We start from the raw sequence: 25,719 nt of genomic DNA, 5'->3' as shown, positions 1-25,719 counted from the left end.
GAAGGATGACGGAACGAAATGAAAACAATGAACAAATCGATTCATCCAATCTAAATACAAAGCAAGAAGAAGAAATCGTTCAGCAAGAGCTTTTACCGGCACAGGCAATCGTGGATGATGGCGAAGTGAAGGTAATTTACTTCGCTGGTTTTTGGTTGAGATTCTGGGCATATTTAGCGGATTTGTTGATTATCGGGAGCTTAAACCGGATTTTGATTCATCCCATTTTTAAGTTTTATAATGGTACAGACGATCTTTGGTTTTCGGCAGAGGCTTTCTTAACGGGACTTGTATTCTTTATTTACTTCGTATTGATGACCAAATACTTAAACCAGACGTTGGGTAAGATGATTTTTGGACTGAAAGTTGTGGCATTGAAAGAAGAGGCAGAGGCTATTTCTTGGGGTACAGTATTGTTCAGGGAGCTGATTGGCCGCTATATTTCAAAAGTCACGTGGGTTGGCTATGTGTTGGCGGGCCTTTTACCAAAGAAACAGGCTTTGCATGATGTCTTTGCAGACACAAGTGTTGTTTTAGTTAGAAGATAATTTGTTTTAATTATGAACCTGTAAGAGCGTAATTTTCGCTTTTGCAGGTTTATTTTTTTTTGCCCAAGCCGATAATGATAGGCTGAAAGGGCGTGGATGTATGAAGTGGCTTTTGCTAATTTTGACTATTCTCATTGTGGTGCTGCTTCTTCTTGTTTTTACGAAAATAAGAGTGCACTTTGACTACAAACGTGTTCATAAAAATGACATAATTCATATAAAAGCATCAGCATGGTATGGACTTTTTCATTATACCTTCAAGGTACCTGTCATCAAGAAGGACGATGACTCGGCATCGATAGTAGTAAAGAAAGAAAAAGGAATGAAGGAAGAAACTAAAAAAGAAGGATTAGATAAAATTACACCGGAAGATTTACGGGATGGAATGGCTGACATGAAGACACTGCTTCAACATATAGTCAATTTTCATCGGGTCATTCGTCATTTCTTAGGCAAAGTTCAAGTTATAGAATTTGCCTGGCATAGTATGGTCGGTACTAAAAATGCCGCACACACCGGGGTCTTAACAGGTGGCTGCTGGGCGCTTAAAGGTTCCATCATTGGCATATTAACAACCTATTTAAATTTTAAAATCATGCCCTCTTATTCAATTACACCTGACTTTCAGAGGAAGCAGGCTAATACGTCGATTTCCTGCATATTACAATTTAGAATCGGGCAAGCTATGGTGACTGGAATAAAACTGCTTCGATACTGGAAAGGCGGAAGAGTGAAGTTTAAGTCTAAGAAATTAGCGAAGCTGTCAGGTGATTCCAACAAACAATCGTTTTAGAGTGGAGGAATTTAGATGTCAGATCATCCGATCCAAGGGTTGATGAAAGAGGCAATGGAAAATCTGAAAGAAATGGTTGATGTGAATACGATTATCGGAGATCCGGTGGAAACTCCAGATGGTAGTGTCATATTAACCGTATCCAAAGTTGGTTTTGGGTTTGCAGCTGGTGGCAGCGAATTTGTGATTGACGAAAACCATCAAGGCCAGCAGGGCGCTTCCAAGCAGCCTTTTGGGGGAGGTAGCGGTGGTGGAGTATCCATTACACCAATTGCCTTTCTGATTGTCGGTTCACATGGCGTGAAAATGATTCATCTAGATGAAGGGACGCATCTTCTTGAAAAAATGATGGATTTAGCGCCACAGGTAGTCGATAAGATTCAGTCCATGCTTTCTAAAAAAGACAGTAATCAAAAGCAAGGCAGCAGTCAACAATCTACAACGAAATATCAAGAGCCTAAACAGAATTTAGATTTCTAACTGCGACTCGGCATCCGCCGAGTTTTCTTTTTGCGTATATTTTACAAAATTATTGAAAGGCTTGGAACGTTTAAGTTTAACGCATAGGGATTTTCACTTTTCTCAATTCAATTAATTGCAAAATTCCGGTAAAACAAATATTATTAGGCTTGTACATAAAGCAGAAAAAGGAGGAATTTTTAATGGCTTCAGTTACATTTAAAAACAACCCGGTCACTTTAGTAGGACCAGAACTAAAAGTGGGGGACAAAGCTCCTGATTTTACCGTATTGGCTAATGATTTATCACCCGTTACATTAAGCGACTCTAAAGGGTCTGTCCGCATTATCAGTGTAGTTCCATCTGTCGATACAGGTGTATGTGATGCACAAACACGTAAATTCAATGAAGAAGCTGCAAAATTGGATAATGTGAAAGTACTGACGATCAGTAATGATCTTCCTTTCGCACAAAAGCGCTGGTGTGCTGCAAGTGGATTGGACAATGTTCAAGTACTTTCCGATCACCGCGACCTTTCATTCGGTGAAGCTTACGGTGTCGTTATGCAAGAACTTCGTCTATTGGCGCGCTCTGTATTCGTTGTGAACAGCAACGATGAAATCACATTCGTTGAATATGTTAGTGAGGGTACAACTCATCCAAATTACGAAGGTGCAATCGAAGCAGCTAAAGCAGCAAAATAAGATACGAATTCATAGAAACCGGGCTCATTGTGCCCGGTTTTTTGTTTTAAAGTTTAAAAGGAGGAAATTGTTCATAGGTTTTTAAATTCTAACCATCCAAGTGAAATCACAAAGATAATCCATAGAACAGTAAGTATTCCGTATAGACAAATAAAAACATAAAATCCCCACTTTAGAATCTTCTTTAGAATCATCAAAAAATACAACCCCTCCAGTCATCAACACTATTAAATTAACATATTTACCTTATATTTACTAAGGGTGAAAAAAAGGATGGCTCGCGCGAGATTCCTTATATGCGGACTTTCAAATAGGAAAACAGTACGTTAAACAAGCGAAGAATGATAAGCAGGACGTACGACTTGTATCTCTTTCTTCTTACCTATAAAATAGGGACAGAAGCAAACAGGAGGAATAAATAAGTGAAGTCTACCCCAGTTGAACAATTATTTTATGAATTTGATGAAACAGCCCAAATATTGCAAAGTGAACTATCATGTACATATCTGGATGCCTTAGGAGAAACCGGAGAGAATTTCTTCCAAGGGAAAGTACTACAAGAGGAAATTAGTGAAGTATCGAAGAAAAGGTTAGCAAAGCAATATGCGGATTTTTCACCGGAGAAATATGAAAAGGAAGCCATTCGTAAAGCGTACCAGCTAGCAATATTAAAAGGTATGCAGCAGAGCGTACAGCCGAATCACCATATGACACCGGATGCAGTAGGTATGTTTGTCAGCTATTTAGTTGGTAAATTTACGAAGAATCAAAAAGAGTTAGTCATGCTTGATCCTGCCGTCGGAACGGGTAACTTACTATTTGCGATTTTGAACCAACTAACGGACAAAGCCATCGCGTCATATGGTGTTGAGATTGATGAAACCTTGATTAGGCTTGCTTATGCAGGTGCCAATCTACAAGAACACCCGCTGCAATTTTTCAATCAGGACAGCTTAGAGCCGCTCTTCATTGATCCTTCAGATGTTGTGGTCAGTGACTTGCCGATTGGTTATTATCCGAATGATGTTCGTGCAACTGAATATGAGTTGAAGGCTGAAAACGGACATTCTTATGCGCATCATTTATTTATCGAGCAAAGTGTTAAGCATGTGAAGGATGGCGGATATTTATTCTTCATTGTTCCGAATAACTTATTTGTCTCGGAAGAAGCCCCTAAGCTCAATGATTTCTTGAAAAAACATACACATATCCAAGGGATGGTTCAGCTACCGCTTTCCATGTTTAAAAATGAAGAGGCTGCGAAAAGCATTCTTATTCTTCAAAAGAAAAAAGAGGATATTGAAGCACCGAAGAAGGCCCTTCTCGTACAACTTCCGAAGTTATCGGATTTCGAAGCGACAAGGTCTGTTATGCAACAGATGGATGATTGGTTTAAAGAGGAAAAATAGATAATAAAAGCTGGTGCCACAGGCATTGGCTTTTATTTTTAGGGAAAAGTGATTATTTTAAATTTTTAAATTTTTATTGGTTGTATCCGCTTACCATGATAAGATTATACAATATACTGCACGTTTCGTAGTGATGATCATAGGAATTGTAGACTAGCTTAGAGTAAAGGAGCAGGATGGATGTCTAAAATTATGGCTATTAATGCAGGCAGCTCTTCTTTGAAGTTTCAGCTTTTTGAGATGCCGAGTGAACAAGTAATTACAAAAGGTCTTGTAGAAAGGATCGGCTTGAAAAATTCCACGTTTACTTTAAGCGTTGAAGGCAAAAAGGTTTCTGAAACGCTGCACATACCCAATCATGAAGTAGCTGTCGGGCTTTTATTAGAAAAACTGATTCACCATCGCATCATAGGCTCATTTGAAGAGATAGATGGTGTAGGGCATCGTGTTGTGCATGGTGGTGAGGTGTTTAGTGACTCAGTCTTGATTACAGAGGATGTAATAGAGGAGATTGAGAAGCTTTCAGATTTAGCTCCCCTTCATAATCCTGCAAATAGCACTGGAATTAAGGCATTCCGGCAAATACTAAGCGAAGTTCCAGCAGTAGCTGTATTCGACACTGCTTTTCATCAAACCATGTCAGCAGGTTCATATATGTATAGCTTACCATTTGAATATTATGAAAAATATGGAATCAGGAAGTATGGGTTCCATGGTACTTCACATAAATATGTGTCCCAGCGTGCCGCAGAAATGATTGGTCGGCCGATTGAACAGCTCCGCTTAATATCCTGCCATTTAGGAAATGGTGCAAGCATTACGGCTATTAAGGGCGGAATGTCGATTGATACATCGATGGGGTTTACTCCATTGGCCGGAGTTACAATGGGCACGCGTTCAGGCAACATTGACCCTGCATTGATTCCTTATATCATGGAAAAAACAGGGAAAACAGCTGATGAAGTGCTGGATGTCTTGAATAAGAAAAGCGGCATTCTAGCTCTTTCTGGCTTTTCCAGTGATCTGCGCGACATCCAAGTGGAAGCAGATAAAGGCAATGAGCGTGCGGAACTCGCACTTGAAGTGTTTGCTGATCGGATCCACAAGTACATAGGTTCCTATACAGCGAAAATGGGAGGTGTGGACGGCATCATTTTTACAGCGGGTATCGGTGAAAACAGTCAAACCATTCGGGGAAGAATCTTGGATGGCCTCGAATTTATGGGCGTATACTGGGATGAGGATCTCAATCGTACCTTGGGTGAGGAAGCATTTATTAATGCACCGTATTCCCCGGTGAAAGTGATGGTCATTCCGACCAATGAAGAAATCATGATTGTTAGAGATACTGTAAAAATAGCTTTGAGTGAAAGCATTGAAAACGTGACTCCTTGAATCATAGAAAATCTCCTTACCTATTAATTTTTCGGGTAAGGAGATTTTTCTATGATTGCAATCAACCTATTTGTTAAAAGGTGATTCAATAGATTTGAATCCTCACATGGACCTTCGTAATAACTTTTTGATATCTTATCAGTTAACATATCCGCGAGTACTGAATCCTCATACCAATCATCTAAAGGTTCTTGAAAAGTCTACCTATGGTATAATTAAGGGAGAATCCACCAATTCTGTACATAGGAGGCTTGATGCATGGAATTCACGAATCGGGAAATAACAATTTGGAATGAAATTAGTGAATGGCAGGAAAACCTTTATCAATATGAGCCAACAGACCTGGCAGCATTGTATGATAAATGGCTAGAGCAGGGTTTTTCACTGCTCCCAGAAAACGTCCAACAGCAGTTTTTTGAAAAGCTTGATACCTGGCTTTTTCATCTGCATGCCATGGTTCAGAGCTCACAAGTTCAAATAGATGCAAGAGAGCAGATTTTAGCATCAGCACGGATGTTTAATGAAGATATCGAGACACTTAATGACCTAAATCTCTTGACGATCGATCAGTTGAATTACATAGCGAATCAGCATATTGCTAAGCACCGCTTATATTCTTTTGCACAAGGCGGAATAAGCGGGTCCGGCGGGCTACTTTTACTTGGAAGCGATATCCCGGCCATGACAGTCATCAATGTCAGGACCGTACAGTTGATTGCGATGTCCTATGGTTTTGAAGTGAATACGCCCTTTGAAATGATGCTGGCTTTAAAGGTATTTAATGCAGGAGCAATGCCGAAGAGGCTTCGAGGAACAGCTTGGGAAGAATTGATTCGGGAAGTTCAGACTGCAGAAGATGACTATTTTTATTTGGGAATTGAAGAACTTACAAATCCGACCTGGATGGAACAGCCACTTAAGCAGCTGCTGAAGGCCGTATCTATTACTATTTTTCGAAAAAAACTAGTTCGGGGCATCCCATTTATCAGTATGGCCATCGGGGCTGGGTCCAATTATCAAATGACCCGCAATGTAAGTGAATTTGCCCAAAAGTTCTATCAGTATCGGTATTTACAGAAAAAGAAGGCTGATGAAGAATGAGTGTCAAGGAACACAAAAAAGCCATCACGGAGGCGATTCGCTGTAAGGTGATAACCGTTAGTGATACACGTAATAAAGAGACTGATAAAAGCGGCGCTCTAATGATTGAATTATTGAAATTAAAAGGGCATGAAGTGACGGAATATGAAATTGTCAAAGATGAACGTGGAGCGATTCAAGGCGCGGTTACTGCTGGCTGTGAAAATAGCCAGGTAGATGTCATCCTAACTAATGGAGGCACTGGCATTGCCAAAAGAGATGTAACAATCGAGGCAGTTAAAGAATTGATGACAAAAGAAATCCCTGGTTTTGGTGAATTATTCCGGATGCTTAGTTATCAAGAGGACATTGGTTCGGCGGCCATTTTATCGAGGGCCATTGCCGGAGTAGTGAACAACAAGGCAGTTTTTTCCACCCCTGGATCTTCGGGTGCGGTTCGGCTGGCGATGAATAAATTGATTCTACCGGAATTGGGACATGTCGTTGGTGAACTTCGGAAGGATATATAAGAAAAATGTAAAAAAGCCTCAGCTCTCAAAGCTGTGGCTTTTTGCATGGAATCGGCCTTAATTATGCATCTTTTCACTTACGCCTTGATTAGCTCGATACCAAAGCCATAAGTCATTGATGATAGAAGCAAGTTCGGCAATTTCAGAATTGAGCTGGCAGGATAATACGAAATTACTTTCGTCAGAGAGCTGTAGCTGTTTCCGGTTAATGAAGGATTCTAGTTCCTTAATGCGATCTGGGATGTTGCCCCGGATATTTTCCCATTGCACGAGTATTTGCTGTTGCTCGCTTTTCGTATATTCATCCCACTCCCGGGACAGGTCAGGAATGGAGATGCCAAGCCGTTCATCATACGTAAATAGCTCTTTCATATTTCCCCCCCTTTTCGGATTTTCATACTTCTAGTTTACTATATTTTAGCGGATGCATCCATTATGTGTGGGCCTTAAAATATTAACAAATTATTTAGCAGAATCTTTAAAATACCCCTTGTATTCCGTTTGTAAAAATGATAAAGTACTAATCATAGATTGAATAAAAATAACAACGAATGAATTTTTATTCATACGAAAGGGACGATAAAATATGGGAAATCAAAAAGTTGTATTAGCATATTCCGGAGGACTAGATACTTCCGTTGCAATTAAATGGTTACAAGATCAAGGATACGAAGTTGTGGCATGTTGCTTGGATGTCGGTGAAGGAAAAGATTTAGATTTCATTAAAGAAAAAGCAATCACTGTTGGTGCGGTAAGTTCATATGTGATTGATGCGAAAGATGAATTCGCTGATGAATTCGCATTAACGGCTCTTCAAGCCCATACTTTATATGAAGGAAAATATCCATTAGTATCAGCTCTATCACGTCCACTAATCGCTAAGAAACTAGTAGAAGTGGCTGAAGCAGAAAATGCGGTAGCAGTTGCGCACGGTTGTACGGGAAAAGGAAATGACCAAGTGCGTTTCGAAGTATCCATCTCAGCTTTAAACCCTAATTTAAAAGTTCTTGCACCTGTTCGTGACTGGAAATGGTCTCGTGAAGAGGAAATTGAATATGCAGCGAAAAATGGCATTCCGGTTCCAATCGGCTTAGCAAGTCCATTCTCGATTGACCAAAACCTTTGGGGAAGAAGTAACGAATGCGGAATCCTAGAAGACCCATGGGCAGCTCCGCCAGAAGAGGCTTATGATCTGACAACTAGCCTTGAAAATACGCCAGATACTGCTGACATCATTGAAATTGGTTTTGAGCAAGGTGTACCGGTTACATTGAATGACAAAAATTATAAATTGGCTGACTTGATTGTTGAATTGAATCAAATCGCTGGTAAACACGGGGTCGGACGTATCGATCACGTAGAAAATAGATTAGTAGGAATCAAATCTCGTGAAGTATACGAAGCTCCAGGTGCTATGACATTAATCGCTGCACATAAAGAGCTTGAAGATATCACACTTGTAAAAGAATTGGCTCACTTCAAACCAGTAATCGAGAAGAAAATGACTGAATTGATTTATGAAGGTCTTTGGTTCTCTCCACTTCAAAAAGCATTGGCTGCATTCTTGAAAGAAACGCAAGTGAATGTAACAGGTACAGTTCGTGTGAAACTTTTTAAAGGCCATGCGATTGTTGAAGGAAGAAAATCTGAGTACTCTCTATATGACGAAAAATTAGCGACCTATACAAAAGCAGACGAATTCGATCATGATGCAGCAGTTGGATTCATTAAATTATGGGGACTTCCAACGAAAGTGAACAGCATGGTCAATAACAAGAAGGTGACAGTGTGAGCAGCAAGCTTTGGGGAGGAAGATTCACAAAGTCTGCAGAAGAATGGGTAGACGAGTTTGGAGCTTCTATTTCCTTTGACCAGGAACTTGTCCTTGAAGATCTTCAAGGCAGTCTGGCTCATGTAACCATGTTAAAGCAGTGCAGCATTTTACCCGAAGAAGATGCAGATCAGATTATTTCAGGTCTGAAAAGTTTACAGGAAAAAGCAGAAAAGGGCGAATTAACTTTTAAGGTTGAGATGGAGGATATCCATCTTAACCTAGAAAGTATGCTTATTAACGAAATTGGACCAGTTGGCGGAAAGCTGCATACAGGCAGAAGCCGTAATGACCAAGTTGCAACAGATCTTCATTTATACATGCGTAACCAAACGAAAGTCATTGTGGAACTCATTAATGACTTGCAAGAAGCGATTTTGGAACAAGCTAAGAAAAATGTGGAAACACTTATTCCAGGTTATACACATCTACAACGGGCACAGCCGATTTCATTTGCACATCATTTAATGGCCTATTTTTGGATGCTTGAGCGGGATAAGCAGCGCTTTACAGAAAGCTACAAAAGAATAAATATTTCACCATTAGGTGCAGGGGCGCTTGCTGGGACAACTTTCCCTATTGACCGCGCTCTAAGTGCCGAGCTACTGGGCTTTGATGGTATCTATGAAAACAGTCTGGATGCTGTGAGTGACCGTGACTTTGCCATCGAATTCATGAGTAACAGTGCGACTATGATGATGCATTTATCTCGTTTCAGCGAAGAAATCATTCTTTGGTCAAGCCAGGAATTCCAATTTGTTGAATTAGACGATGCGTTCTCGACGGGAAGCAGTATCATGCCACAAAAGAAAAACCCTGATATGGCGGAATTGATTCGTGGTAAAACAGGACGGGTTTATGGGAATTTAACAGGATTATTGACAGTATTAAAAGGACTGCCGCTTGCTTATAACAAAGATATGCAAGAAGATAAAGAAGGCGTTTTTGATACGGTTAAAACTACTGTTGGCTCACTGAAAATTTTTGCAGGTATGATTTCGACAATGAAAGTGAAAACAGATGTCATGGAAAAAGCAACAAAAAATGACTTCTCTAATGCAACGGAATTGGCCGATTACCTTGCTTCAAAGGGTATGCCTTTCCGTAAAGCGCATGAAGTTGTCGGCAAACTTGTATTATTCTGTGTCCAAAATGGCTGCTATTTGGTAGACCTTAGCATAGAACAATTTAAGGAAGCTTCAGAGTTGTTTGAAAATGATATTTACGATGCATTAAATCCTTACGAAGCAGTTAAACGTCGTAATAGCGCTGGTGGTACAGGCTTTGCGCAAGTACAGCTGGCGATTGAAAAAGCGGAAAAACTGGTTAGTAAATAACATCAAAAAAAGCTCGTTCACCAATTTCGGTGAACGAGCTTTTTTTGACTATTATTTTTTATCAATATTCGTACGCACGACGATTACATCGCAGTTTGAATGGCGAACGATGCCTTCAGACACACTGCCGATCAAGAAACGTTCGACAGCATTAAGACCTGTTGCACCGCATACAATCAAATCGATTGTATGTTTTTTCGCTAAATCTCTTGGAATTTGAACTTTAGGAGAACCATATGCCACTTCAGTTTTTACGTTGGCAATCCCGGATGCAATGGCTTCCGTTTTATACTTTTCCAATAATTCATTGGCAAAGGTTTCAGAGTGATCACGGATAGTCATATCATAAGCTTCAATAGTAGGGAAATTCCTTGTGTCCACGATATGTGCAAGCACAAGGGTCGCGTCACTGAGTTTTGCTAAATAGATTGCCTTTTTTAAGGCCCACTCTGCTTCTTCCGAACCGTCCACTGCTACTAGAATATTTTTATAATCTATACTATTCATAGTGAATCTCCTCCTTCTATTTCATTCCTATTATATAATGATTTACCAGGTGCATCCTGTCTCAATTGTAACAAATTAGCGAATGTTTCAATCGTACTATCTTAAGATTTGCAGACTCTTTGGATATTTCGTCAAAACTTCACAGCCTGTATCGGTGATATACAGATCATCTTCAATCCTGACCCCTGCAACATTTGGTACATATATACCTGGTTCAATCGTATAAACCATTCCTGCTTGCAGTTCGAGTGAATTTGTTTCCGTTAAGGACGGGTATTCATGGATACTGATGCCGAGTCCGTGACCAAGGCGGTGCGGGAAGTATTCACCGTATCCTTGATTTCTGATAATATTTCTGGCTGTCAAGTCAATCTCCGAACAGGAAACACCAGGTTTACTGGCTGTAACCGCAGCCTCTTGAGCTTTTCTTACCGTTTCATAGATATCTGCTTGTTTATCATTGATGTCACCGTAAGCAACAGTTCTAGTGATGTCAGAGCAGTATCCTTCAAAGACGACGCCTAAGTCAAAGAGGACAAGGTCGCCACGCTGAACTTTCGTAATACCTGGTGTGCCATGAGGAGAAGCGCCATTTTTACCTGTCAGGACCATGGTAGAGAATGACATTTGGCTCACTCCAGCCTTTTTCATTTCGAATTCAATAGCTGCGAGAATCTCCATTTCCGTTTTACCCTCATGGATTTCATTGACACCCACTTCAATTGCAACGTCAGCGAGACGACATGCTTCACGGATTTTGACCATTTCCCCTTCTGACTTGATCATCCTCATCCTTTGAAGTTTTTCTTCAGCTGAAACGAGTTTTGGTGCAGCAAAGTAGTGCTGAACTTTTTCATAGCGTTCTACATTCATATGTTCTTTTTCAATGGCCATTTTTTTCATGGTTAGTCCACGTTTGCTAACTGCTTGCTGAACTTTTTCCCATGGATTTTCAATATCGGTGTATCCAATGATGTCTCCATTCCATCCAGCTTGTTTAGCATCCGGAACTTCCATTTGCGGACAGACCAGGAATGGTTCGGCGTTGCCAAAAATGGCAAGTGCAAGAAGTCTTTCATGCGGATCGCTTAAAAAACCGCTGCAATAGAAGATGCTATCTGGAGATGTAAGCAAGGCTGCTTCAATTTCATTGGTTTGCAGCCAATTTTGTAATTCATTCAAACGTTCATTCATGACTATACCTCCATTAATAAGATATAATTACCTTAGCAATATATGAAAAAATAGTAAATGGCAAAGCCTTAAGAACTTATTGATTAATAAAATAATGGGTATCAGAAGGGAGCATCAGAAATGAAAGTATCTTTTCATGGACATGCAATTGTAAAAGTTGAAACGAAAGGAAAAACAATTTTATTTGATCCGTTTATTACAGGAAATGAATTAACTGATTTGAAGGTAGAAGATGTGAAACCGGATGTGATTATCTTAACACATGGTCATAATGACCACGTTGGTGACACGGTTGAATTGGCGAAGAAGCATGATGCACTTGTCATCGGCATTGCCGAAATTGCCGACTATTTAGGAGCTCAAGGCGTTCGGACCCACGGAATGAGCATCGGTGGTGCATTCGAGTTTGAATTTGGAAAAGTGAAGCTGACACCAGCGTTTCATGGAACAGGTTTCACTACAGAAGACGGCCAAATTATCTATTTAGGGATGCCAGCCGGCGTGTTACTTACTGCAGAAGGAAAAACAATCTATCATGCAGGTGATACAGCAGTGTATTCTGACATGAAACTGATAGGCAAACGACATCCAATTGACTTGGCATTTCTGCCAATCGGCGACAATTATACCATGGGACCGGAGGATGCAGCACTTGCAGCGGAATTCCTCAAGGCCAAGCAAGTAGTGCCGATTCATTACAATACGTTCCCTGTCATTAAACAGGATCCGAACAAATTCATTGACTTGCTTGAAGAGGAAAATGGACTAGTCATGAAAGTCGGAGATGAAATCGAATTATAAGAGGAACGGGAGCCCGAAGGGGCTCCCGTTTTTATATGTGTGAAAATTAGCCGAATGGATGGTGGAGGAATTAGGTTTAGATAATATCGGTAACAAAAAAGGAGCTAGAGAGAATTATCTGAAATTAACTGGAAGTGGTCAGGATGTTTTTTCATAATAATAATTTTATATTTTGAGCAGAAGTCATGAACATAAGGAGAAAATAAATCTAGTTCATTCATATATGAGTCAAGATTCTTTTTTTCTTTTGTAGGCATAAAATGAATAGATGGAAAAAAGGAGGGATTGGATGAAACAGAGGTTATTTTTGTGCTTGCTTTTGTGCGGGGTGATGCTGTATTATGCAGTGCCGCGTCTGTCGCTGGAAAGCGGCGGATTGGAGAGCTTGTTTGCTGGATCTTGGTTGTTGTTTGCGTTATTGGCGGTAGCCGGAAACTTGACGGGGATTCTATATTCTCCTAAGAAACACAAAGTCAAACGGAAGGTGGAATACAAAAGGTTGCGTCAATATTAGTAGTTGTTTGATAAACTAGGCTCTTTGACCTTATAATGGAGAATAGGAATACCGTGAAAAGGGTGAAGCGCTTGGCTACAAAGCATGAACAAATATTAAAACATATCGATGGACTGCCTGTTGGGGAGAAGATTTCCGTCCGCCAAATTGCTAAAGCATTGAATGTAAGTGAAGGTACGGCGTATCGAGCAATTAAAGAGGCAGAGAATCAAGGCTATGTAAGTTCCATTGAGCGGGTTGGTACGATTCGTATTGAGAAAAAGAAAAAAGAGAATATTGAAAAGCTCACGTTCGCTGAGGTAGTTAATATTGTAGACGGACAAGTTCTAGGTGGGAAAACGGGTCTTCATAAGACATTAAATAAATTTGTTATTGGGGCTATGAAGCTAGATGCCATGATGAGATATACAGGTGCAGGAAATCTACTGATTGTAGGGAACCGTACCCAGGCCCATGAGCACGCGTTAAAAGCGGGTGCCGCGGTGCTGATTACCGGTGGTTTCGATACTGAAGATCCTGTTAAAAAATTAGCCGATGAATTGGAAATGCCAGTCATTTCTACGAGTTACGATACATTTACCGTAGCAACCATGATCAACAGGGCGATTTATGACCAATTGATTAAAAAGGAAATTTTGTTGGTAGAGGATATTTTGACTCCTGTTCAAGAAACGACCTTTTTAACAGTAGGTGACCGGGTTCAGACTTGGCATGAACTTAATCAGGAATCAGGGCACAGCCGTTTCCCTGTTGTGGATGAGAATATGAAGGTTCAAGGTATGGTCACATCAAAAGATATTATGGGTCAGGAAGAGTTAACGCTCATTGAAAAGGTGATGACGAAAAATCCGATGACCGTAGGCGATAAGATGAGTGTCGCGTCTTCTGCCCATATGATGGTGTGGGAAGGCATCGAGTTGATTCCAGTCGTAAACGACAGTCATATTCTAAAGGGAATAGTGAGCAGGCAGGATGTACTGAAGGCACTGCAAATGAGTCAAAGGCAGCCGCAGGTGGGCGAAACGATTGACGATACAATTACGAGTCAGCTTGTTATGACTTCGAATCGCGGGAAGGGCGAGGAAGTGTATAACTATGGCGTCACTCCTCAAATGACCAATTATCTTGGTACCATTTCAAGCGGGGTTTTCACGACTTTGGTTACCGATTCAGCAAACCGGGCACTTAGAAGCTATAAGCGTGGTGACTTAGTCGTTGAAAATATGACAATTTACTTCATCAAGCCAGTCCAGATCGACAGTACGCTTGAAATCCATCCGCGAGTGCTTGATGTGGGACGTAAATTCGGAAAAGTAGATGTCGAGGTGTTTAACCAAGGCAAACTTGTCGGTAAGGCGATGCTTACTTGCCAATTGCTCGATCGTTCGTAAAAAACTAAATCAAAAAGGATAATCGAATTCGATTATCCTTTTTGATTTGCAGCTTCTTCAATCGCATGTGGAAGGTAAAATTTATACATTTTATAGCCTCCCCAGATGCTGAATACTCCAACGAAGATGAAAACGGCAGAAATGATATAAGTTGTTGTCGTGTGGAATAGAAAAAGCTGATTGACTCCGAATAGAGAGACAAAAGCACCGAGGGCAATGGAAGACTTTCCAGAAATCCACTTTTTCTCCATCGGCATTTTTGTACGCACCGATTTAATTTTATAAAAGAAATAGACTCCTAGTGAAAGAACAATCAAGGTGACAAGAATAGGCATTGTTAATAATTCCCCCAATTTAACATATGTACCTTATTATTGTAGCGGGAAACTTAGAAGAATGCCACCGTAAACAAGATGACTCTTCCTATTTCTCCAATTTTTTGATTAAATAAAATATATCATCTTTATATTAAGCACGATAATACATATATAGAAGGAGAATTATATGAAAGCTGAGATTTTAGCAGATATTAAGCGTTACGATACTATTATTATCCATCGTCATGTCCGTCCGGATCCGGATGCTTATGGTTCCCAAGGGGGACTGGCGGAAATTCTGAAAGCATCTTTCCCTGAAAAACAAATTTTCACGGTTGGGAAAGAAGAACCATCATTGAATTATTTAAGAAGGCTCGATGTGATTTCAGATGAAACGTATCAAGGTGCTTTGGTCATCGTGTGTGATACCGCAAATACAGACCGGATTTGTGATAGACGTTACACGACGGGAGATAAATTAATTAAGATTGATCATCATCCTAACGAAGATCCATATGGCGATATGCGTTGGGTCGATACATCTTCAAGTTCTACGAGTGAAATGATTTATGAATTTTATCTGTTCGGCAAAGACCAAGGCTTGAAGATGAGTGATGAAGCAGCCCGTCTTTTGTATGCAGGCATCGTTGGCGATACAGGGCGTTTCCTATTCCAAAGCACGACTGAAAAAACATTTGCTTTTGCTAGTGAGCTTATTCACTATTCATTTTCCCGTCCGCAGTTATATCAGGAGATGTATGACGTTAATGAAAGTATCGTCCGGTTAAATGGCTACGTGCTGCAGCATTTCGAAATCCTGCCATATGGCACAGGGAAAATGATCATCACGAAAGATATCCTTGAAAAATTTCATGCGTCGACTTCTGAAGCATCTCAGCTTGTCTCCTCACTTGGTTCAATTAAAAACGTGAAATCATGGGTCTTTTTCATTGAGGAGGAAAATGAAATTCGGGTTCGTTTCCGCTCTAAAGGGCCAATCATCAATACGATTGCCCGGAAATATAACGGCGGAGGCCATCCGCTTGCAGCAGGGGCTTCCATCTATTCTTGGGATGAAGTGGACAATATCCTTGCTGATTTAGAAGAGTTGAATAAAGCAGAATAAAAAACAGTAAATAGTTTTGTAGTGCAAAGCAATAATTGAATAATATTTTAAGACCAAATCACATATGGATTTGGTCTTTTATTTTGGTGGATATTTAATATTGGATTCATCATTCACCTACCAAACAGACGTACAGAATTATTTCGTCTTCCTATTAAGAAGTAGTCCTCTTTAGTTTGATTTCAATATTCATTTTCGTATAAAACATGATTTCCACGACTTCAAGCTTATAACGCTTTTTATTTATGTCCACGATTTTATTTTCAATTGATTTTTTTAGTAGCATTTTTCCGTTATATACGCTTACGATATCCTTGGCGAGAAGGGAGGAAAGGTCGTCCTCTATCACATCCTCTGCTTCAGCGATACTCAGCCGATCGAGACTGTATTTTCCATTCGTAATCGTTACTTCCACTTCTTGAATCGTTAAAATCTCTTCGTTTTGCTGGTTTAATTTTTTATATTCCTGCTCCCAAATCGCAATTTCTTCGTTCAGATCCTTGATCTCTTCTCTTTGGTCGTGAATGATTCTAATCTGTGTTTCTTGCTGGACCCCATACATATAAAAGAAAATCACCCAGCTGATCAATCCGCCAAGTGCAGCCCCGGCAAAAAAACGCTGCCAGGTGGGGGACCGGTGAAATGGAGGAATCCTCATGAGGATATATGCTCCTGAGTGAACCAGTTGATGATCAGCGCTCCTGTCTGTGCTCCGCCAAGAGCAGAAATAATTAGTAGAACCTGTTTGACAATATCTTTCGTTTCCCCGTGGAAAATACCGCGTTCGAAATTATAGACCATATCAAAAGTACCTCCGATGGCAGCAACAATCGCCCAAATACGCAGGCTGTCTGATAATCGAAACACAGTCGTCATCGGGGCTTGTCCCGTGAAAAAAGCAGCTAGCCCTCCGATAATCGACCCGCCAAGCAAAACTCCAAGCGATATGAAAAAACTGTTGATAAATGCCGGAACAAAGGCTTCATTCATGTATCATCATCCTTTTGGCTTTATATTCTTCTACTCTATTTATATGGGAAGTACAGAGGTAATATGATAGTGGGGCAAAATCATGGGATAAAAAGATACTGGCAATGAGAACATATTTTCTTTTTTTGAAATAAACACTATAATGAAAAGAAACATGCCTTACAAAGGTGGGAGAAAAAACGTGTATACTCATCTCCATATTCAGAGCGGATACAGCCTGCTGACAAGTACGGTGAAAATCAGTGAACTAGTGGCCAAAGCGAAAGCGGATGGCTGTACAAGTCTTGCTTTAACCGATCGAAATGTTATGTACGGTTCAGTCTATTTTTATAAAGAATGTAAGAGACAGGGGATAAAGCCGATTATCGGTATTCTTGCAGATGTTCTTGATGAACAGGAAGCAGCACATCGCCTTCTTTTATTAGCAAAAAATCTTCAAGGATATCAAAATCTGCTTAAAATAAGCAGTGCCATAAAAACAAAATCTCCGTCAGGACTTCCAATGAACTGGCTTAAAGCCTATTCACGGGGATTGATAGCCATCTCTCCAGGAGCGGAGGGGCAAGTAGAAGCGCTTCTGAGGGAAGAAAAGCCGGAAGAGGCTCAAAAGGCAGCTGAACAATATCTGCAGATTTTTGGACATGATAACTTTTATTTTTCCCTTCAAAGACTTTCAATTGCAGAAGAAGAGAAACAAAACGAAGCCATCAGTATGTTGGCGAAAGAATTAGAGATAAAGATTGTAGCGACGAATCCAGTCTATTATTTGAATGAAAGTGATGCCCTCGCTCAAGAAGTGCTGCTGGCCATCGGAAATGGTGACAAGCTGACAGATGAGACACGGACGGTGCTTGCATCCAATCAGTATTATTTAAAAAGTCGAGCTGAGATGGCAGAATTATTCCATGACAGGCCGGATGCACTCGAAAATACGCTCCATATTGCCACGCAATGCAATCTCGATATTCCGTTTCATCGTTCCCTGCTGCCTAAGTACCCTACTGAAGCTGGAGTTACGGCTGAAGAAATGCTTGAAGCTGTCTGTTTCCAAGGATTAAAGAAAAGACTGTCTGAGCCATCCGCCGATTACGAAGAGCGCCTTCGGTATGAACTGGATATTATTAATAGGATGAAATTCAGCGATTACTTTTTAATCGTATGGGACTTCATGAAATTCGCCAAGGACAATCAGATTTTGACCGGCCCTGGAAGGGGATCTGCCGCAGGTTCGATGGTTGCTTACGTATTATCAATAACGGATGTCGATCCGATTGAACATTCCCTGCTGTTCGAGCGTTTTCTGAATCCGGAGCGAGTGTCGATGCCGGATATCGATATTGATTTTCCTGATAACCGCCGTGAAGAAGTGATTGCCTATGTCGCGAAAAAATATGGGGAATTTCATGTAGCACAAATCATTACATTCGGAACATTAGCTGCCAAAGCTGCGCTGCGTGACACTGGACGTGTGTTCGGCTTGAATCCGAAGGAACAGGAAGCTGTATCGAAAATGATTCCGAGTCGGCTTGGCATCACGCTTCCTGAAGCTTTCAAAGAATCCAAGCGTCTTCAGGAATTCGTTAATGAAAGTGACCTAAATCAGAAGCTATTTCAAACAGCATTACTGCTTGAAGGGCTGCCACGTCATACTTCGACCCATGCGGCCGGCGTTGTCATCAGTGACCAGGCTTTGACCGAGCATATCCCGATTCAAGGAGGGCATGAGGGCATCCATCTGACTCAATATCCGATGGACATCCTCGAGGAACTAGGTCTTCTTAAAATGGATTTTCTAGGACTTCGCAATTTAACGCTCATTGATAATATTTTAAAAAACATCAAAAAAGGAACTGGGAAAAAGCTGGATTTGGCCAACATACCGATGGATGATTCTGAGACGTTATCTCTGTTAGGCCGAGGCGAAACAACGGGTGTATTTCAATTTGAATCTGATGGAATCCGGAAGGTTTTAATCAAGCTGAAACCGAACCGTTTTGAGGATATTGTCGCGGTCAATGCTTTGTACCGTCCAGGTCCAATGGAAAACATTCCGCTGTTTATCGAGCGGAAACATGGATTAACGCCAATTGACTACCTGCACCCAGATTTACAGGATATCCTTGAACCTACATACGGAGTCATCGTTTATCAAGAACAAATTATGCAAATTGCATCTCGCCTTGCCGGATTCTCACTTGGGGAAGCTGACCTATTACGCCGGGCTGTCTCGAAGAAGAAGAAGGAAGTTCTAGACCAGGAGCGGCAGCATTTTGTAAGTGGCGCTTTGAACCAAGGATATTCTGAGAAAACGGCTGAAGAAATTTATACGTTAATTGTTCGCTTTGCTAACTATGGATTCAACCGGAGTCATGCAGTGGCTTATAGTGTCATAGCCTATCAACTAGGTTACTTAAAAACCTATTATCCAGAATATTTTATGGCAGCCCTTATGACATCGGTCGTCGGGAATGATGAAAAGATTTCACAATATGCACGTGAGGCCAAAAAGAAAGGGATTAAGGTTCTGCCTCCTTCTATTAATCAAAGCGGATTCCCGTTTTTACCAGAAAAGGAAGGGATCCGTTTTAGCCTTGGGGCCATCAAAGGAATAGGCGGTACAGTTTTAAAAGAAATATTTGCGGCCAGGCGCCAAAAGAAATTCGCTGATTTATTCGATTTCTGTTTGCGAGTTTCCGGGAAAATTGTCAATCGAAAAGTGTTGGAGGCGCTTGTCCATTCAGGTTCATTTGATGAATTTGGTGAAGACCGTGCTACATTATTAGCGAGTTTGGACGTAGCAATCAGCCATACCGAATTGGTTAATCCAGATGATGATTTATTTGATATGTTTTCGGATTGGGAGTTTTCACTCAAACCCAAATATAACCATGTCGATCCTATTCCCGTTGAAGACAAACTTTCCTTGGAAAAAAGTGTCCTGGGACTTTATCTTTCAAATCATCCAGTGACAAGCTACAGAGATCTTTTTCAGTATTTCGGTTGCTTAACCATTGACGAAGCAATTAATAAAAAAGAGTCAAAAGTCCTACTCGGAGTATATATAACGGCGGTTAAAACCATTAGAACAAAAAAAGGCGATGTTATGGCCTTTTTAACCGTTAGTGATGAAGAAGGGGACATTGAAGCAGTCGTATTCCCAAATGTGTATAAAAATCATTCTGCGGTCTTGAATCACGGGCAGCTTGTTATGCTTAAAGGGACATTGGAAGAGCGGGATGGGAAAACCCAGGTCATTATCCAGCATGTATACCCGCTTGAACAAGTGAAAAAGATGAAACAGGGGATAAATGGAACACTATTCTTGAAAATTGAAGCTGAAAAGCAAACAAAGGATACTCTTCAAAAAATAAAAAAAATTTTAATGCAACATAGTGGTGAAACGAAGGTCATGCTTTTTTATCAGCGGGAAAATCGCTATGTACAGCTATCTTATTGGGATTGGGTCAATCCTACAGACAGTCTAATTCAGGCATTAATTGACATGGTCGGAAAAGGGAATGTAGTCTTTAAGAGAGAATAACTGTTTTACAACTTTAATAGTTATGTTATATTGAAAATAGGCCGCTGTGGTCTGACCACTAGATTTCAGCATATATATTTCGGTTTGACCAATTCGTTCAAGGAGTGAAATTATGACGTTAAGAGAAGAAGCATTACATATGCATCGCTTGAATCAAGGAAAGTTAGAAACAGTTTCAAAGGTACCTGTTAGGAATGCCGAAGATTTAAGCTTGGCTTATTCTCCTGGTGTCGCGGAACCGTGTAAAGAAATTTACGAGAAGCCTGAGACTGTTTATGACTATACGATGAAAGGGAATACTGTGGCTGTCATTTCTGATGGAACGGCTGTGTTGGGACTAGGAAACATTGGACCAGAAGCTGCTTTGCCAGTTATGGAAGGTAAAGCCGTTTTATTTAAGAGTTTTGCAGGAGTCGACGCTTTTCCGATTTGTTTAAAAACGACAGAAGTGGATAAAATTGTAGAGACTGTTAAATTACTTGAGCCTACATTCGGCGGAGTGAACTTAGAGGACATTGCTGCACCGAATTGTTTTGAAATTGAAGAACGGCTTAAGAAAGAAATGAATATCCCTGTTTTTCATGATGATCAGCACGGGACAGCAATTGTAACTGTTGCCGGTCTTGTAAATGCTTTACGCCTTGTAAATAAATCAATATCAGAAATTAAAGTGGTAGCAAATGGAGCCGGTGCTGCTGGCATTGCAATCATTAAATTGCTTTATAGCTATGGAGTACGTGACATTATTATGTGTGACACGAAAGGTGCCATTTTTGAGGGCCGTCCGACAGGCATGAATGAGATAAAAGCACAAGTGGCCAAAGTAACCAATAGAAATAGGGTTGAAGGACCTCTAGAAGTAGTTATTAAAGATGCGGATGTCTTTATCGGTGTTTCTGCAGCTGGCGCGTTAACTAAAGAAATGGTTTCCACCATGAACCGGGATGCAATCATTTTCGCTATGGCTAATCCTGATCCGGAAATCATGCCGGAGGAAGCGAAAGCAGCTGGTGCGAAGGTAGTTGGGACAGGACGCTCCGATTTTCCAAACCAGGTCAATAACGTTCTTGCCTTCCCTGGAATCTTCCGTGGGGCTTTAGATGTACGTGCGACCCATATCAATGAAAAAATGAAGGTAGCTGCTGTTCAGGCAATTGCCGGTTTAATACAAGAACATGAGATTCACGAAGACTACGTTATTCCTGCTCCTTTTGATGAAAGAGTAGCACCTGCCGTTGCGGCGGCTGTGGCCAAGGCAGCGATGGAAACAGGAGTGGCGAGAATTAAAGTGGATCCAGAAGAAATTAAAGAAAAAACAAGAAAATTAGCGATCATTGGAAAAAGTGAGGAATAATTATTTTGGCGGATCGTACTTCTTCATCCAAAATTTATCTCGATGTTGTTGAGAGCCTACGTAGCATGATTGAAGTGGACAGCCTTTTACCAGGAGATAAAATTCCTTCTGAACGGGAGTTATCGGATCGACTGAATGTGGGACGTTCCTCTGTCCGTGAAGCATTGCGTGCCTTAGAGCTATTAGGATTGATAGAAACAAGACGTGGTGAAGGGACGTTTATCAGGGATTTCCAGGAGCATAAGTTAGTAGAGCTTCTGGGAACCTTTTTTTTGCAAGACAAAAAGGTACAAGAAGATTTAGCTGAGACGAAAAGATTGATTGAAATTGACTGTTTACGGATTGTAGCCTTTTTCGCTACAGCTGAAGACATCAAACAATTAATCCTCTGGGTCAAAGCTGACGAGTTTCTTGATGATGATTTCTTCTTAAGGATTGCCATATTAAATCGCAATCGATTGCTTGAAAGAATTTGGCGCATTGTCAACAGTTATGCTAGAACATCAGAGTTGGTACTGGGTAATACAAAAAAGGAAGATTATCTTGCATTACTTACATATTTGCTCGAACGAGATGAAGAAAAAGCCATTGAAACGTATCTAATTAGAATTAGAAATATGTCGAAGGACGAGTGACACCTTTTTACACGATACTAATTTTATTTTTGATATAGTTTGGGCCAAGTATCATAATATAGATAATTGGTGGTAAAGGGAGGATTAAGCTTGCTTAAAGAGCTATTTGCGAAGTCTAAGAAGAAATATGCAACGGTTCCTTTAGATCGTGAGAAACAAGATGTACCAGAAGGAATTATGACTAAATGCCCCGGCTGTAAAAAAATCATGTATACAAAAGAATTAGTGAAAAACCAGAAAGTCTGTCTGCATTGCGGATTCCATCATTCAATGTCCTCTCATGAGCGGATTGAATATTTATTTGATGCCGGTAGTTTTAATGAATTTGATAAAGAAATGATTTCAGTTAACCCACTTCAGTTCCCGGATTATCTGGAGAAGCTGGAAAAGGATAAAAAGAAAGCCAAGATTAATGAGGCAGTGGTCACAGGGGTAGGAAACATTAATGGCTACCAAGTTTCCACGGCTATCATGGATTCCAATTTTAGGATGGGAAGCATGGGCTCAGTCGTTGGGGAAAAAATCACCCGGGCGATTGAACGGGCTGGAGAATTGAAGATTCCGTTTATCATATTTACAGCATCAGGCGGCGCGCGGATGCAGGAAGGTGTTCTTAGCTTGATGCAGATGGCTAAGACCAGTGCTGCTCTAAAGATGTTCAGTAATGAAGGCGGTCTGATTATTTCGATGATGACACATCCTACTACAGGCGGAGTTTCAGCAAGTTTTGCGTCCCTTGGGGATATTAACCTTGCTGAACCTGGAGCCCTAATTGGCTTTGCGGGACGTCGAATCATTGAACAGACGATACACGAAGATCTTCCAGAAGATTTCCAAACGTCTGAATTTTTGATGAAGCACGGGCAATTAGATGCGGTAGTTAAACGTACGGAATTAAAAGAAACCTTGACAACAATCCTTAAAATCCATGCCCCGGGTGGTGAATGGTTATGATTTACGAATTAGAATTTGAACGTCCTGTTACAGAGCTTCGAAGTAAGATTAAAGAGCTGAAGGAAATAACGAAGGATGCGGATGTAGACCTGACGGTTGAAATCGAAACTTTGGAAAAACGTCTCGAGAAGTTAGAAGTCGATATTTATAATCATTTAAAACCATGGGATCGTGTACAGATTGCTCGACATCCGGCTCGTCCAACAACTCTTGATTACATTCCGCTTTTATTTAATGACTTCATCGAGTTTCATGGTGATCGTTATTATGGAGATGATGAGGCAATTGTAGCTGGTATCGCCGAATTTGAAGGACGAGCTGTGACCGTCATCGGTCATCAGCGTGGGAAGGATACGAAGGAAAATATCCGTCGTAACTTTGGTATGCCCCATCCAGAAGGCTATCGAAAAGCTTTGCGTCTAATGAAACAGGCTGAAAAATTTAATCGTCCGATTATTTGTTTCATAGATACGAAGGGGGCTTTCCCTGGTAAAGCGGCAGAAGAGCGCGGACAAAGTGAAGCCATCGCGAAAAACCTTTTTGAAATGGCAGGACTGAAGGTGCCAGTTATCAGTATTGTCATCGGTGAAGGGGGCAGTGGTGGTGCTTTGGCTCTAGGAGTTGGAGATCGAATTTTCATGTTAGAGAATTCAACGTACTCAGTAATCTCTCCTGAAGGGGCTGCTGCTTTGCTTTGGAAGGATGCTTCCCAGGCTAAACGGGCCGCGGAATCAATGCAAATCACGGCTCCTGACTTAAATCGCTTAGGGGTTATTGATGAGATTATTCCTGAAGTGAAAGGCGGCGCCCATCGAGATGCTAATGTACAGGCTGAAGCCATTAAGGATATTCTGAAACGTTCATTTAATGAGTTGCTTCCTTTGGATAGCGATGAACTGATCAATCAACGTTATATGAAATTTAAGAAAATTGGTGAATATGAATTTGAAAAACAACCAGAGGGGAAACCTAAGGAAGTTGAACAGCATTCATAAGCATTTAGCAACTGGAAAAAACGTGCTGCCAAGGGCAACACGTTTTTTTCAGCCTTACTAGGGAAGCATACATACATATATATATCTGTTTGAGTGAAGAATCCAAACTTTTACGCCATTTTACTTCAATTTCTGAAGAGAATCGGTTAGGCTTAGAACATCAAGTAAGCAAAAGTGAAAAAGCGATTGCTTATTGAAGGTAGAAAAAGGGTACAATGTAATAACGAAAGTTAATGTGAGCTTAATTTTGATTAGTGCTGTAGAGAGGTGACAATAATGAAAAGAATAGGTGTATTAACCAGTGGAGGAGATTCTCCAGGTATGAACCCGGCAGTCCGAGCTGTTGTCCGGAAAGCGATTTTTCATGAGATGGAGGTCTTCGGAATTTATCATGGCTATCAAGGTCTGATAAATGGAGATATAAGGCAACTTGAACTTGGATCAGTCGGTGATATCATTCATCGCGGCGGTACAATGCTACATACGGCTCGCTGTCCGGAATTTAAGACTGAGGAAGGTCAGCTAAAAGCTATTGAACAATTGAATAAGTTTGGTATTGAGGGCATTGTTATTATAGGTGGAGATGGTTCCTACCGGGGAGCTAAGGCATTAACTGAAAGAGGCTTTCCATGTATCGGGGTTCCTGGAACGATTGATAATGATATTCCAGGTACAGATTTTACAATTGGTTTTGATACGGCTCTAAACACGGTAATCGATGCTATCGATAAAATTCGGGATACAGCAACTTCTCATGAAAGAACTTATGTGGTTGAAGTAATGGGAAGAAATGCGGGCGATATTGCTCTTTGGGCAGGTCTTGCTGGCGGAGCAGAAACGATTCTATGTCCTGAATATAAATACGATATGGAAGAGTTGATTGGTAAGTTGAACCGCGGACATGACCGGGGGAAAAAGCATAGTATCATTATTGTCGCTGAAGGTGTTGGAAGCGCCGTTGATATTTCCAGACAAATTGAAGCAAAAGCAGGTTTTGAAACGCGTGTTACAGTGCTTGGCCATGTTCAGCGCGGCGGATCTCCCTCAGCAATTGATCGAGTGTTGGCAAGCCGACTCGGAGCACGTGCTGTAGAATTGCTTCTTGAAGGCAAAGGCGGCAAGGCTGTCGGGATAGAACAAAATATACTAGTTGATTATGATATCATCGAAGCACTTGCGAAACAGCATACAATTGACAAGAAAATGTACGATCTATCCGCAGAGTTATCAATTTAATTGGTACTGGTTAATGAAAAAAATCAGTGCTGAGATAGTATTCAAATATTAGAAAAAATAAGCTTATAACTACTACGC

General features: G+C 40.7%; 26 protein-coding genes. 20 read left to right on the top strand and 6 right to left on the bottom strand.

All coding sequences use genetic code 11. The annotated features are described in order from the left end of the window. Positions 1-5 precede the first annotated feature (5 nt). The 8 genes from JFV29_RS21125 to JFV29_RS21090 all read left to right on the top strand — a co-directional run bounded on the left by JFV29_RS21125 (position 6) and on the right by JFV29_RS21090 (position 6,918). Positions 6-548 (top strand): RDD family protein, encoded by a 543-nt coding sequence (locus JFV29_RS21125; protein WP_201186190.1) that lies wholly within the window; start codon positions 6-8, stop codon positions 546-548. Between the two features lie 121 nt (positions 549-669). Next, positions 670-1,341: a DUF2953 domain-containing protein gene (locus JFV29_RS21120; protein WP_201186189.1), complete on the top strand. Its 672-nt coding sequence runs from the start codon at positions 670-672 to the stop codon at positions 1,339-1,341. Between the two features lie 15 nt (positions 1,342-1,356). Next, entirely contained in the window at positions 1,357-1,821 is a 465-nt protein-coding gene (ytfJ, locus tag JFV29_RS21115) for a GerW family sporulation protein (RefSeq protein ID WP_201186188.1), read from the top strand. Positions 1,822-2,003: 182 nt separating this feature from the next. Continuing rightward, positions 2,004-2,504: a thiol peroxidase gene (gene tpx, locus JFV29_RS21110; protein ID WP_053347295.1), complete on the top strand. Its 501-nt coding sequence runs from the start codon at positions 2,004-2,006 to the stop codon at positions 2,502-2,504. A 422-nt stretch (positions 2,505-2,926) separates the two neighbouring features. After that, positions 2,927-3,913, top strand: coding sequence for a class I SAM-dependent methyltransferase (locus JFV29_RS21105; protein WP_053347294.1), 987 nt, complete (start codon positions 2,927-2,929; stop codon positions 3,911-3,913). 180 nt (positions 3,914-4,093) lie between these two features. Further along, positions 4,094-5,308 (top strand): acetate kinase, encoded by a 1,215-nt coding sequence (locus tag JFV29_RS21100; RefSeq protein WP_201186186.1) that lies wholly within the window; start codon positions 4,094-4,096, stop codon positions 5,306-5,308. A 258-nt stretch (positions 5,309-5,566) separates the two neighbouring features. Next, positions 5,567-6,409 carry an EcsC family protein gene (locus JFV29_RS21095; protein ID WP_201186184.1) on the top strand — a complete coding sequence of 281 codons (843 nt, stop codon included), beginning with the start codon at positions 5,567-5,569 and terminating at the stop codon, positions 6,407-6,409. After that, complete coding sequence (locus JFV29_RS21090; RefSeq protein ID WP_057219331.1) at positions 6,406-6,918, top strand: MogA/MoaB family molybdenum cofactor biosynthesis protein; 513 nt, start codon at positions 6,406-6,408, stop codon at positions 6,916-6,918. Before JFV29_RS21095 ends, JFV29_RS21090 begins: the two co-directional genes overlap by 4 nt. A 57-nt stretch (positions 6,919-6,975) precedes the next feature. Here JFV29_RS21090 and JFV29_RS21085 read toward each other — a convergent pair whose 3' ends face one another. Next, positions 6,976-7,290 carry a hypothetical protein gene (locus tag JFV29_RS21085; RefSeq protein WP_201186183.1) on the bottom strand — a complete coding sequence of 105 codons (315 nt, stop codon included), beginning with the start codon at positions 7,288-7,290 and terminating at the stop codon, positions 6,976-6,978. Between the two features lie 214 nt (positions 7,291-7,504). On the opposite strand from JFV29_RS21085, the gene JFV29_RS21080 reads away from it, so the two are divergent. Both JFV29_RS21080 and argH read left to right on the top strand, forming a co-directional pair. After that, entirely contained in the window at positions 7,505-8,710 is a 1,206-nt protein-coding gene (locus JFV29_RS21080) for an argininosuccinate synthase (protein ID WP_201186181.1), read from the top strand. Further along, positions 8,707-10,086 carry an argininosuccinate lyase gene (gene argH, locus JFV29_RS21075; RefSeq protein WP_056529342.1) on the top strand — a complete coding sequence of 460 codons (1,380 nt, stop codon included), beginning with the start codon at positions 8,707-8,709 and terminating at the stop codon, positions 10,084-10,086. Before JFV29_RS21080 ends, argH begins: the two co-directional genes overlap by 4 nt. A 51-nt stretch (positions 10,087-10,137) precedes the next feature. Here the strand turns inward: argH and JFV29_RS21070 are convergent, their stop codons facing one another. Both JFV29_RS21070 and JFV29_RS21065 read right to left on the bottom strand, forming a co-directional pair. Next, entirely contained in the window at positions 10,138-10,593 is a 456-nt protein-coding gene (locus tag JFV29_RS21070; protein ID WP_056529338.1) for a universal stress protein, read from the bottom strand. A 96-nt stretch (positions 10,594-10,689) separates the two neighbouring features. Beyond that, entirely contained in the window at positions 10,690-11,787 is a 1,098-nt protein-coding gene (locus JFV29_RS21065; RefSeq protein ID WP_201186179.1) for a M24 family metallopeptidase, read from the bottom strand. A 120-nt stretch (positions 11,788-11,907) separates the two neighbouring features. Here JFV29_RS21065 and JFV29_RS21060 point away from each other — a divergent pair, with 120 nt between their 5' ends. From JFV29_RS21060 to JFV29_RS21050, 3 genes are all read left to right on the top strand, one after another. Further along, positions 11,908-12,588: a metal-dependent hydrolase gene (locus tag JFV29_RS21060; RefSeq protein WP_057219329.1), complete on the top strand. Its 681-nt coding sequence runs from the start codon at positions 11,908-11,910 to the stop codon at positions 12,586-12,588. A gap of 289 nt (positions 12,589-12,877) precedes the next feature. Then, positions 12,878-13,102, top strand: coding sequence for a hypothetical protein (locus JFV29_RS21055; RefSeq protein WP_201223405.1), 225 nt, complete (start codon positions 12,878-12,880; stop codon positions 13,100-13,102). 71 nt (positions 13,103-13,173) lie between these two features. After that, positions 13,174-14,493, top strand: a complete 1,320-nt coding sequence (locus JFV29_RS21050; protein WP_201186175.1) for a DRTGG domain-containing protein — start codon at positions 13,174-13,176, stop codon at positions 14,491-14,493. A 32-nt stretch (positions 14,494-14,525) separates the two neighbouring features. Here JFV29_RS21050 and JFV29_RS21045 read toward each other — a convergent pair whose 3' ends face one another. After that, the gene (locus JFV29_RS21045) at positions 14,526-14,828 is read right to left on the bottom strand and encodes a YtpI family protein (RefSeq protein ID WP_201186172.1); all 303 of its coding nucleotides are present in this window, start codon (positions 14,826-14,828) and stop codon (positions 14,526-14,528) included. 169 nt (positions 14,829-14,997) lie between these two features. Between JFV29_RS21045 and JFV29_RS21040 the strand changes: the two genes are divergently transcribed. Beyond that, positions 14,998-15,936 (top strand): DHH family phosphoesterase, encoded by a 939-nt coding sequence (locus JFV29_RS21040; RefSeq protein WP_201186170.1) that lies wholly within the window; start codon positions 14,998-15,000, stop codon positions 15,934-15,936. A gap of 154 nt (positions 15,937-16,090) precedes the next feature. On the opposite strand, the gene ytrI is transcribed toward JFV29_RS21040, so the two are convergent. Continuing rightward, positions 16,091-16,594 carry a sporulation membrane protein YtrI gene (gene ytrI / locus JFV29_RS21035; RefSeq protein WP_201186169.1) on the bottom strand — a complete coding sequence of 168 codons (504 nt, stop codon included), beginning with the start codon at positions 16,592-16,594 and terminating at the stop codon, positions 16,091-16,093. After that, positions 16,591-16,926 (bottom strand): YtrH family sporulation protein, encoded by a 336-nt coding sequence (locus JFV29_RS21030; RefSeq protein ID WP_053347281.1) that lies wholly within the window; start codon positions 16,924-16,926, stop codon positions 16,591-16,593. Before JFV29_RS21030 ends, ytrI begins: the two co-directional genes overlap by 4 nt. 181 nt (positions 16,927-17,107) lie before the next feature. Here JFV29_RS21030 and dnaE point away from each other — a divergent pair, with 181 nt between their 5' ends. From dnaE to pfkA, 6 genes are all read left to right on the top strand, one after another. Further along, complete coding sequence (gene dnaE, locus JFV29_RS21025) at positions 17,108-20,467, top strand: DNA polymerase III subunit alpha (protein WP_446728260.1); 3,360 nt, start codon at positions 17,108-17,110, stop codon at positions 20,465-20,467. A gap of 112 nt (positions 20,468-20,579) precedes the next feature. Next, complete coding sequence (locus JFV29_RS21020; RefSeq protein ID WP_201186167.1) at positions 20,580-21,821, top strand: NAD(P)-dependent malic enzyme; 1,242 nt, start codon at positions 20,580-20,582, stop codon at positions 21,819-21,821. Between the two features lie 5 nt (positions 21,822-21,826). Further along, positions 21,827-22,456, top strand: coding sequence for a FadR/GntR family transcriptional regulator (locus tag JFV29_RS21015; protein ID WP_201186166.1), 630 nt, complete (start codon positions 21,827-21,829; stop codon positions 22,454-22,456). Between the two features lie 90 nt (positions 22,457-22,546). Then, positions 22,547-23,410 (top strand): acetyl-CoA carboxylase, carboxyltransferase subunit beta, encoded by an 864-nt coding sequence (accD, locus tag JFV29_RS21010; protein WP_201186165.1) that lies wholly within the window; start codon positions 22,547-22,549, stop codon positions 23,408-23,410. Beyond that, positions 23,407-24,405 (top strand): acetyl-CoA carboxylase carboxyl transferase subunit alpha, encoded by a 999-nt coding sequence (gene accA / locus JFV29_RS21005; protein WP_201186164.1) that lies wholly within the window; start codon positions 23,407-23,409, stop codon positions 24,403-24,405. Before accD ends, accA begins: the two co-directional genes overlap by 4 nt. A 276-nt stretch (positions 24,406-24,681) precedes the next feature. After that, complete coding sequence (gene pfkA, locus JFV29_RS21000; RefSeq protein ID WP_057219326.1) at positions 24,682-25,641, top strand: 6-phosphofructokinase; 960 nt, start codon at positions 24,682-24,684, stop codon at positions 25,639-25,641. Positions 25,642-25,719: the final 78 nt, after the last annotated feature.

The sequence above is a fragment of the Peribacillus sp. TH16 genome (assembly GCF_016651095.1).
GTDB classification, from domain to species: Bacteria; Bacillota; Bacilli; order Bacillales; family DSM-1321; genus Peribacillus; species Peribacillus butanolivorans.
The sequence above is the reverse complement of the archived record's forward strand: the minus strand, read 5'-3'. Positions and strand labels throughout refer to the sequence as shown.

Bases quoted from the DNA above. Each gene is read 5' to 3' on its own strand.
- ytfJ (WP_201186188.1), top strand. From the start codon at position 1,357: ATGTCAGATCATCCGATCCAAGGGTTGATGAAAGAGGCAATGGAAAAT.
- tpx (WP_053347295.1), top strand. From the start codon at position 2,004: ATGGCTTCAGTTACATTTAAAAACAACCCGGTCACTTTAGTAGGACCA.
- JFV29_RS21040 (WP_201186170.1), top strand. From the start codon at position 14,998: ATGAAAGCTGAGATTTTAGCAGATATTAAGCGTTACGATACTATTATT.
- JFV29_RS21070 (WP_056529338.1), bottom strand. From the start codon at position 10,593: ATGAATAGTATAGATTATAAAAATATTCTAGTAGCAGTGGACGGTTCG.
- JFV29_RS21065 (WP_201186179.1), bottom strand. From the start codon at position 11,787: ATGAATGAACGTTTGAATGAATTACAAAATTGGCTGCAAACCAATGAA.
- JFV29_RS21085 (WP_201186183.1), bottom strand. From the start codon at position 7,290: ATGAAAGAGCTATTTACGTATGATGAACGGCTTGGCATCTCCATTCCT.
- JFV29_RS21020 (WP_201186167.1), top strand. From the start codon at position 20,580: ATGACGTTAAGAGAAGAAGCATTACATATGCATCGCTTGAATCAAGGA.
- JFV29_RS21060 (WP_057219329.1), top strand. From the start codon at position 11,908: ATGAAAGTATCTTTTCATGGACATGCAATTGTAAAAGTTGAAACGAAA.
- JFV29_RS21055 (WP_201223405.1), top strand. From the start codon at position 12,878: ATGAAACAGAGGTTATTTTTGTGCTTGCTTTTGTGCGGGGTGATGCTG.
- ytrI (WP_201186169.1), bottom strand. From the start codon at position 16,594: ATGAGGATTCCTCCATTTCACCGGTCCCCCACCTGGCAGCGTTTTTTT.
- JFV29_RS21080 (WP_201186181.1), top strand. From the start codon at position 7,505: ATGGGAAATCAAAAAGTTGTATTAGCATATTCCGGAGGACTAGATACT.
- accA (WP_201186164.1), top strand. From the start codon at position 23,407: ATGATTTACGAATTAGAATTTGAACGTCCTGTTACAGAGCTTCGAAGT.
- JFV29_RS21030 (WP_053347281.1), bottom strand. From the start codon at position 16,926: ATGAATGAAGCCTTTGTTCCGGCATTTATCAACAGTTTTTTCATATCG.
- JFV29_RS21100 (WP_201186186.1), top strand. From the start codon at position 4,094: ATGTCTAAAATTATGGCTATTAATGCAGGCAGCTCTTCTTTGAAGTTT.
- JFV29_RS21045 (WP_201186172.1), bottom strand. From the start codon at position 14,828: ATGCCTATTCTTGTCACCTTGATTGTTCTTTCACTAGGAGTCTATTTC.
- pfkA (WP_057219326.1), top strand. From the start codon at position 24,682: ATGAAAAGAATAGGTGTATTAACCAGTGGAGGAGATTCTCCAGGTATG.
- JFV29_RS21090 (WP_057219331.1), top strand. From the start codon at position 6,406: ATGAGTGTCAAGGAACACAAAAAAGCCATCACGGAGGCGATTCGCTGT.
- JFV29_RS21125 (WP_201186190.1), top strand. From the start codon at position 6: ATGACGGAACGAAATGAAAACAATGAACAAATCGATTCATCCAATCTA.
- JFV29_RS21095 (WP_201186184.1), top strand. From the start codon at position 5,567: ATGGAATTCACGAATCGGGAAATAACAATTTGGAATGAAATTAGTGAA.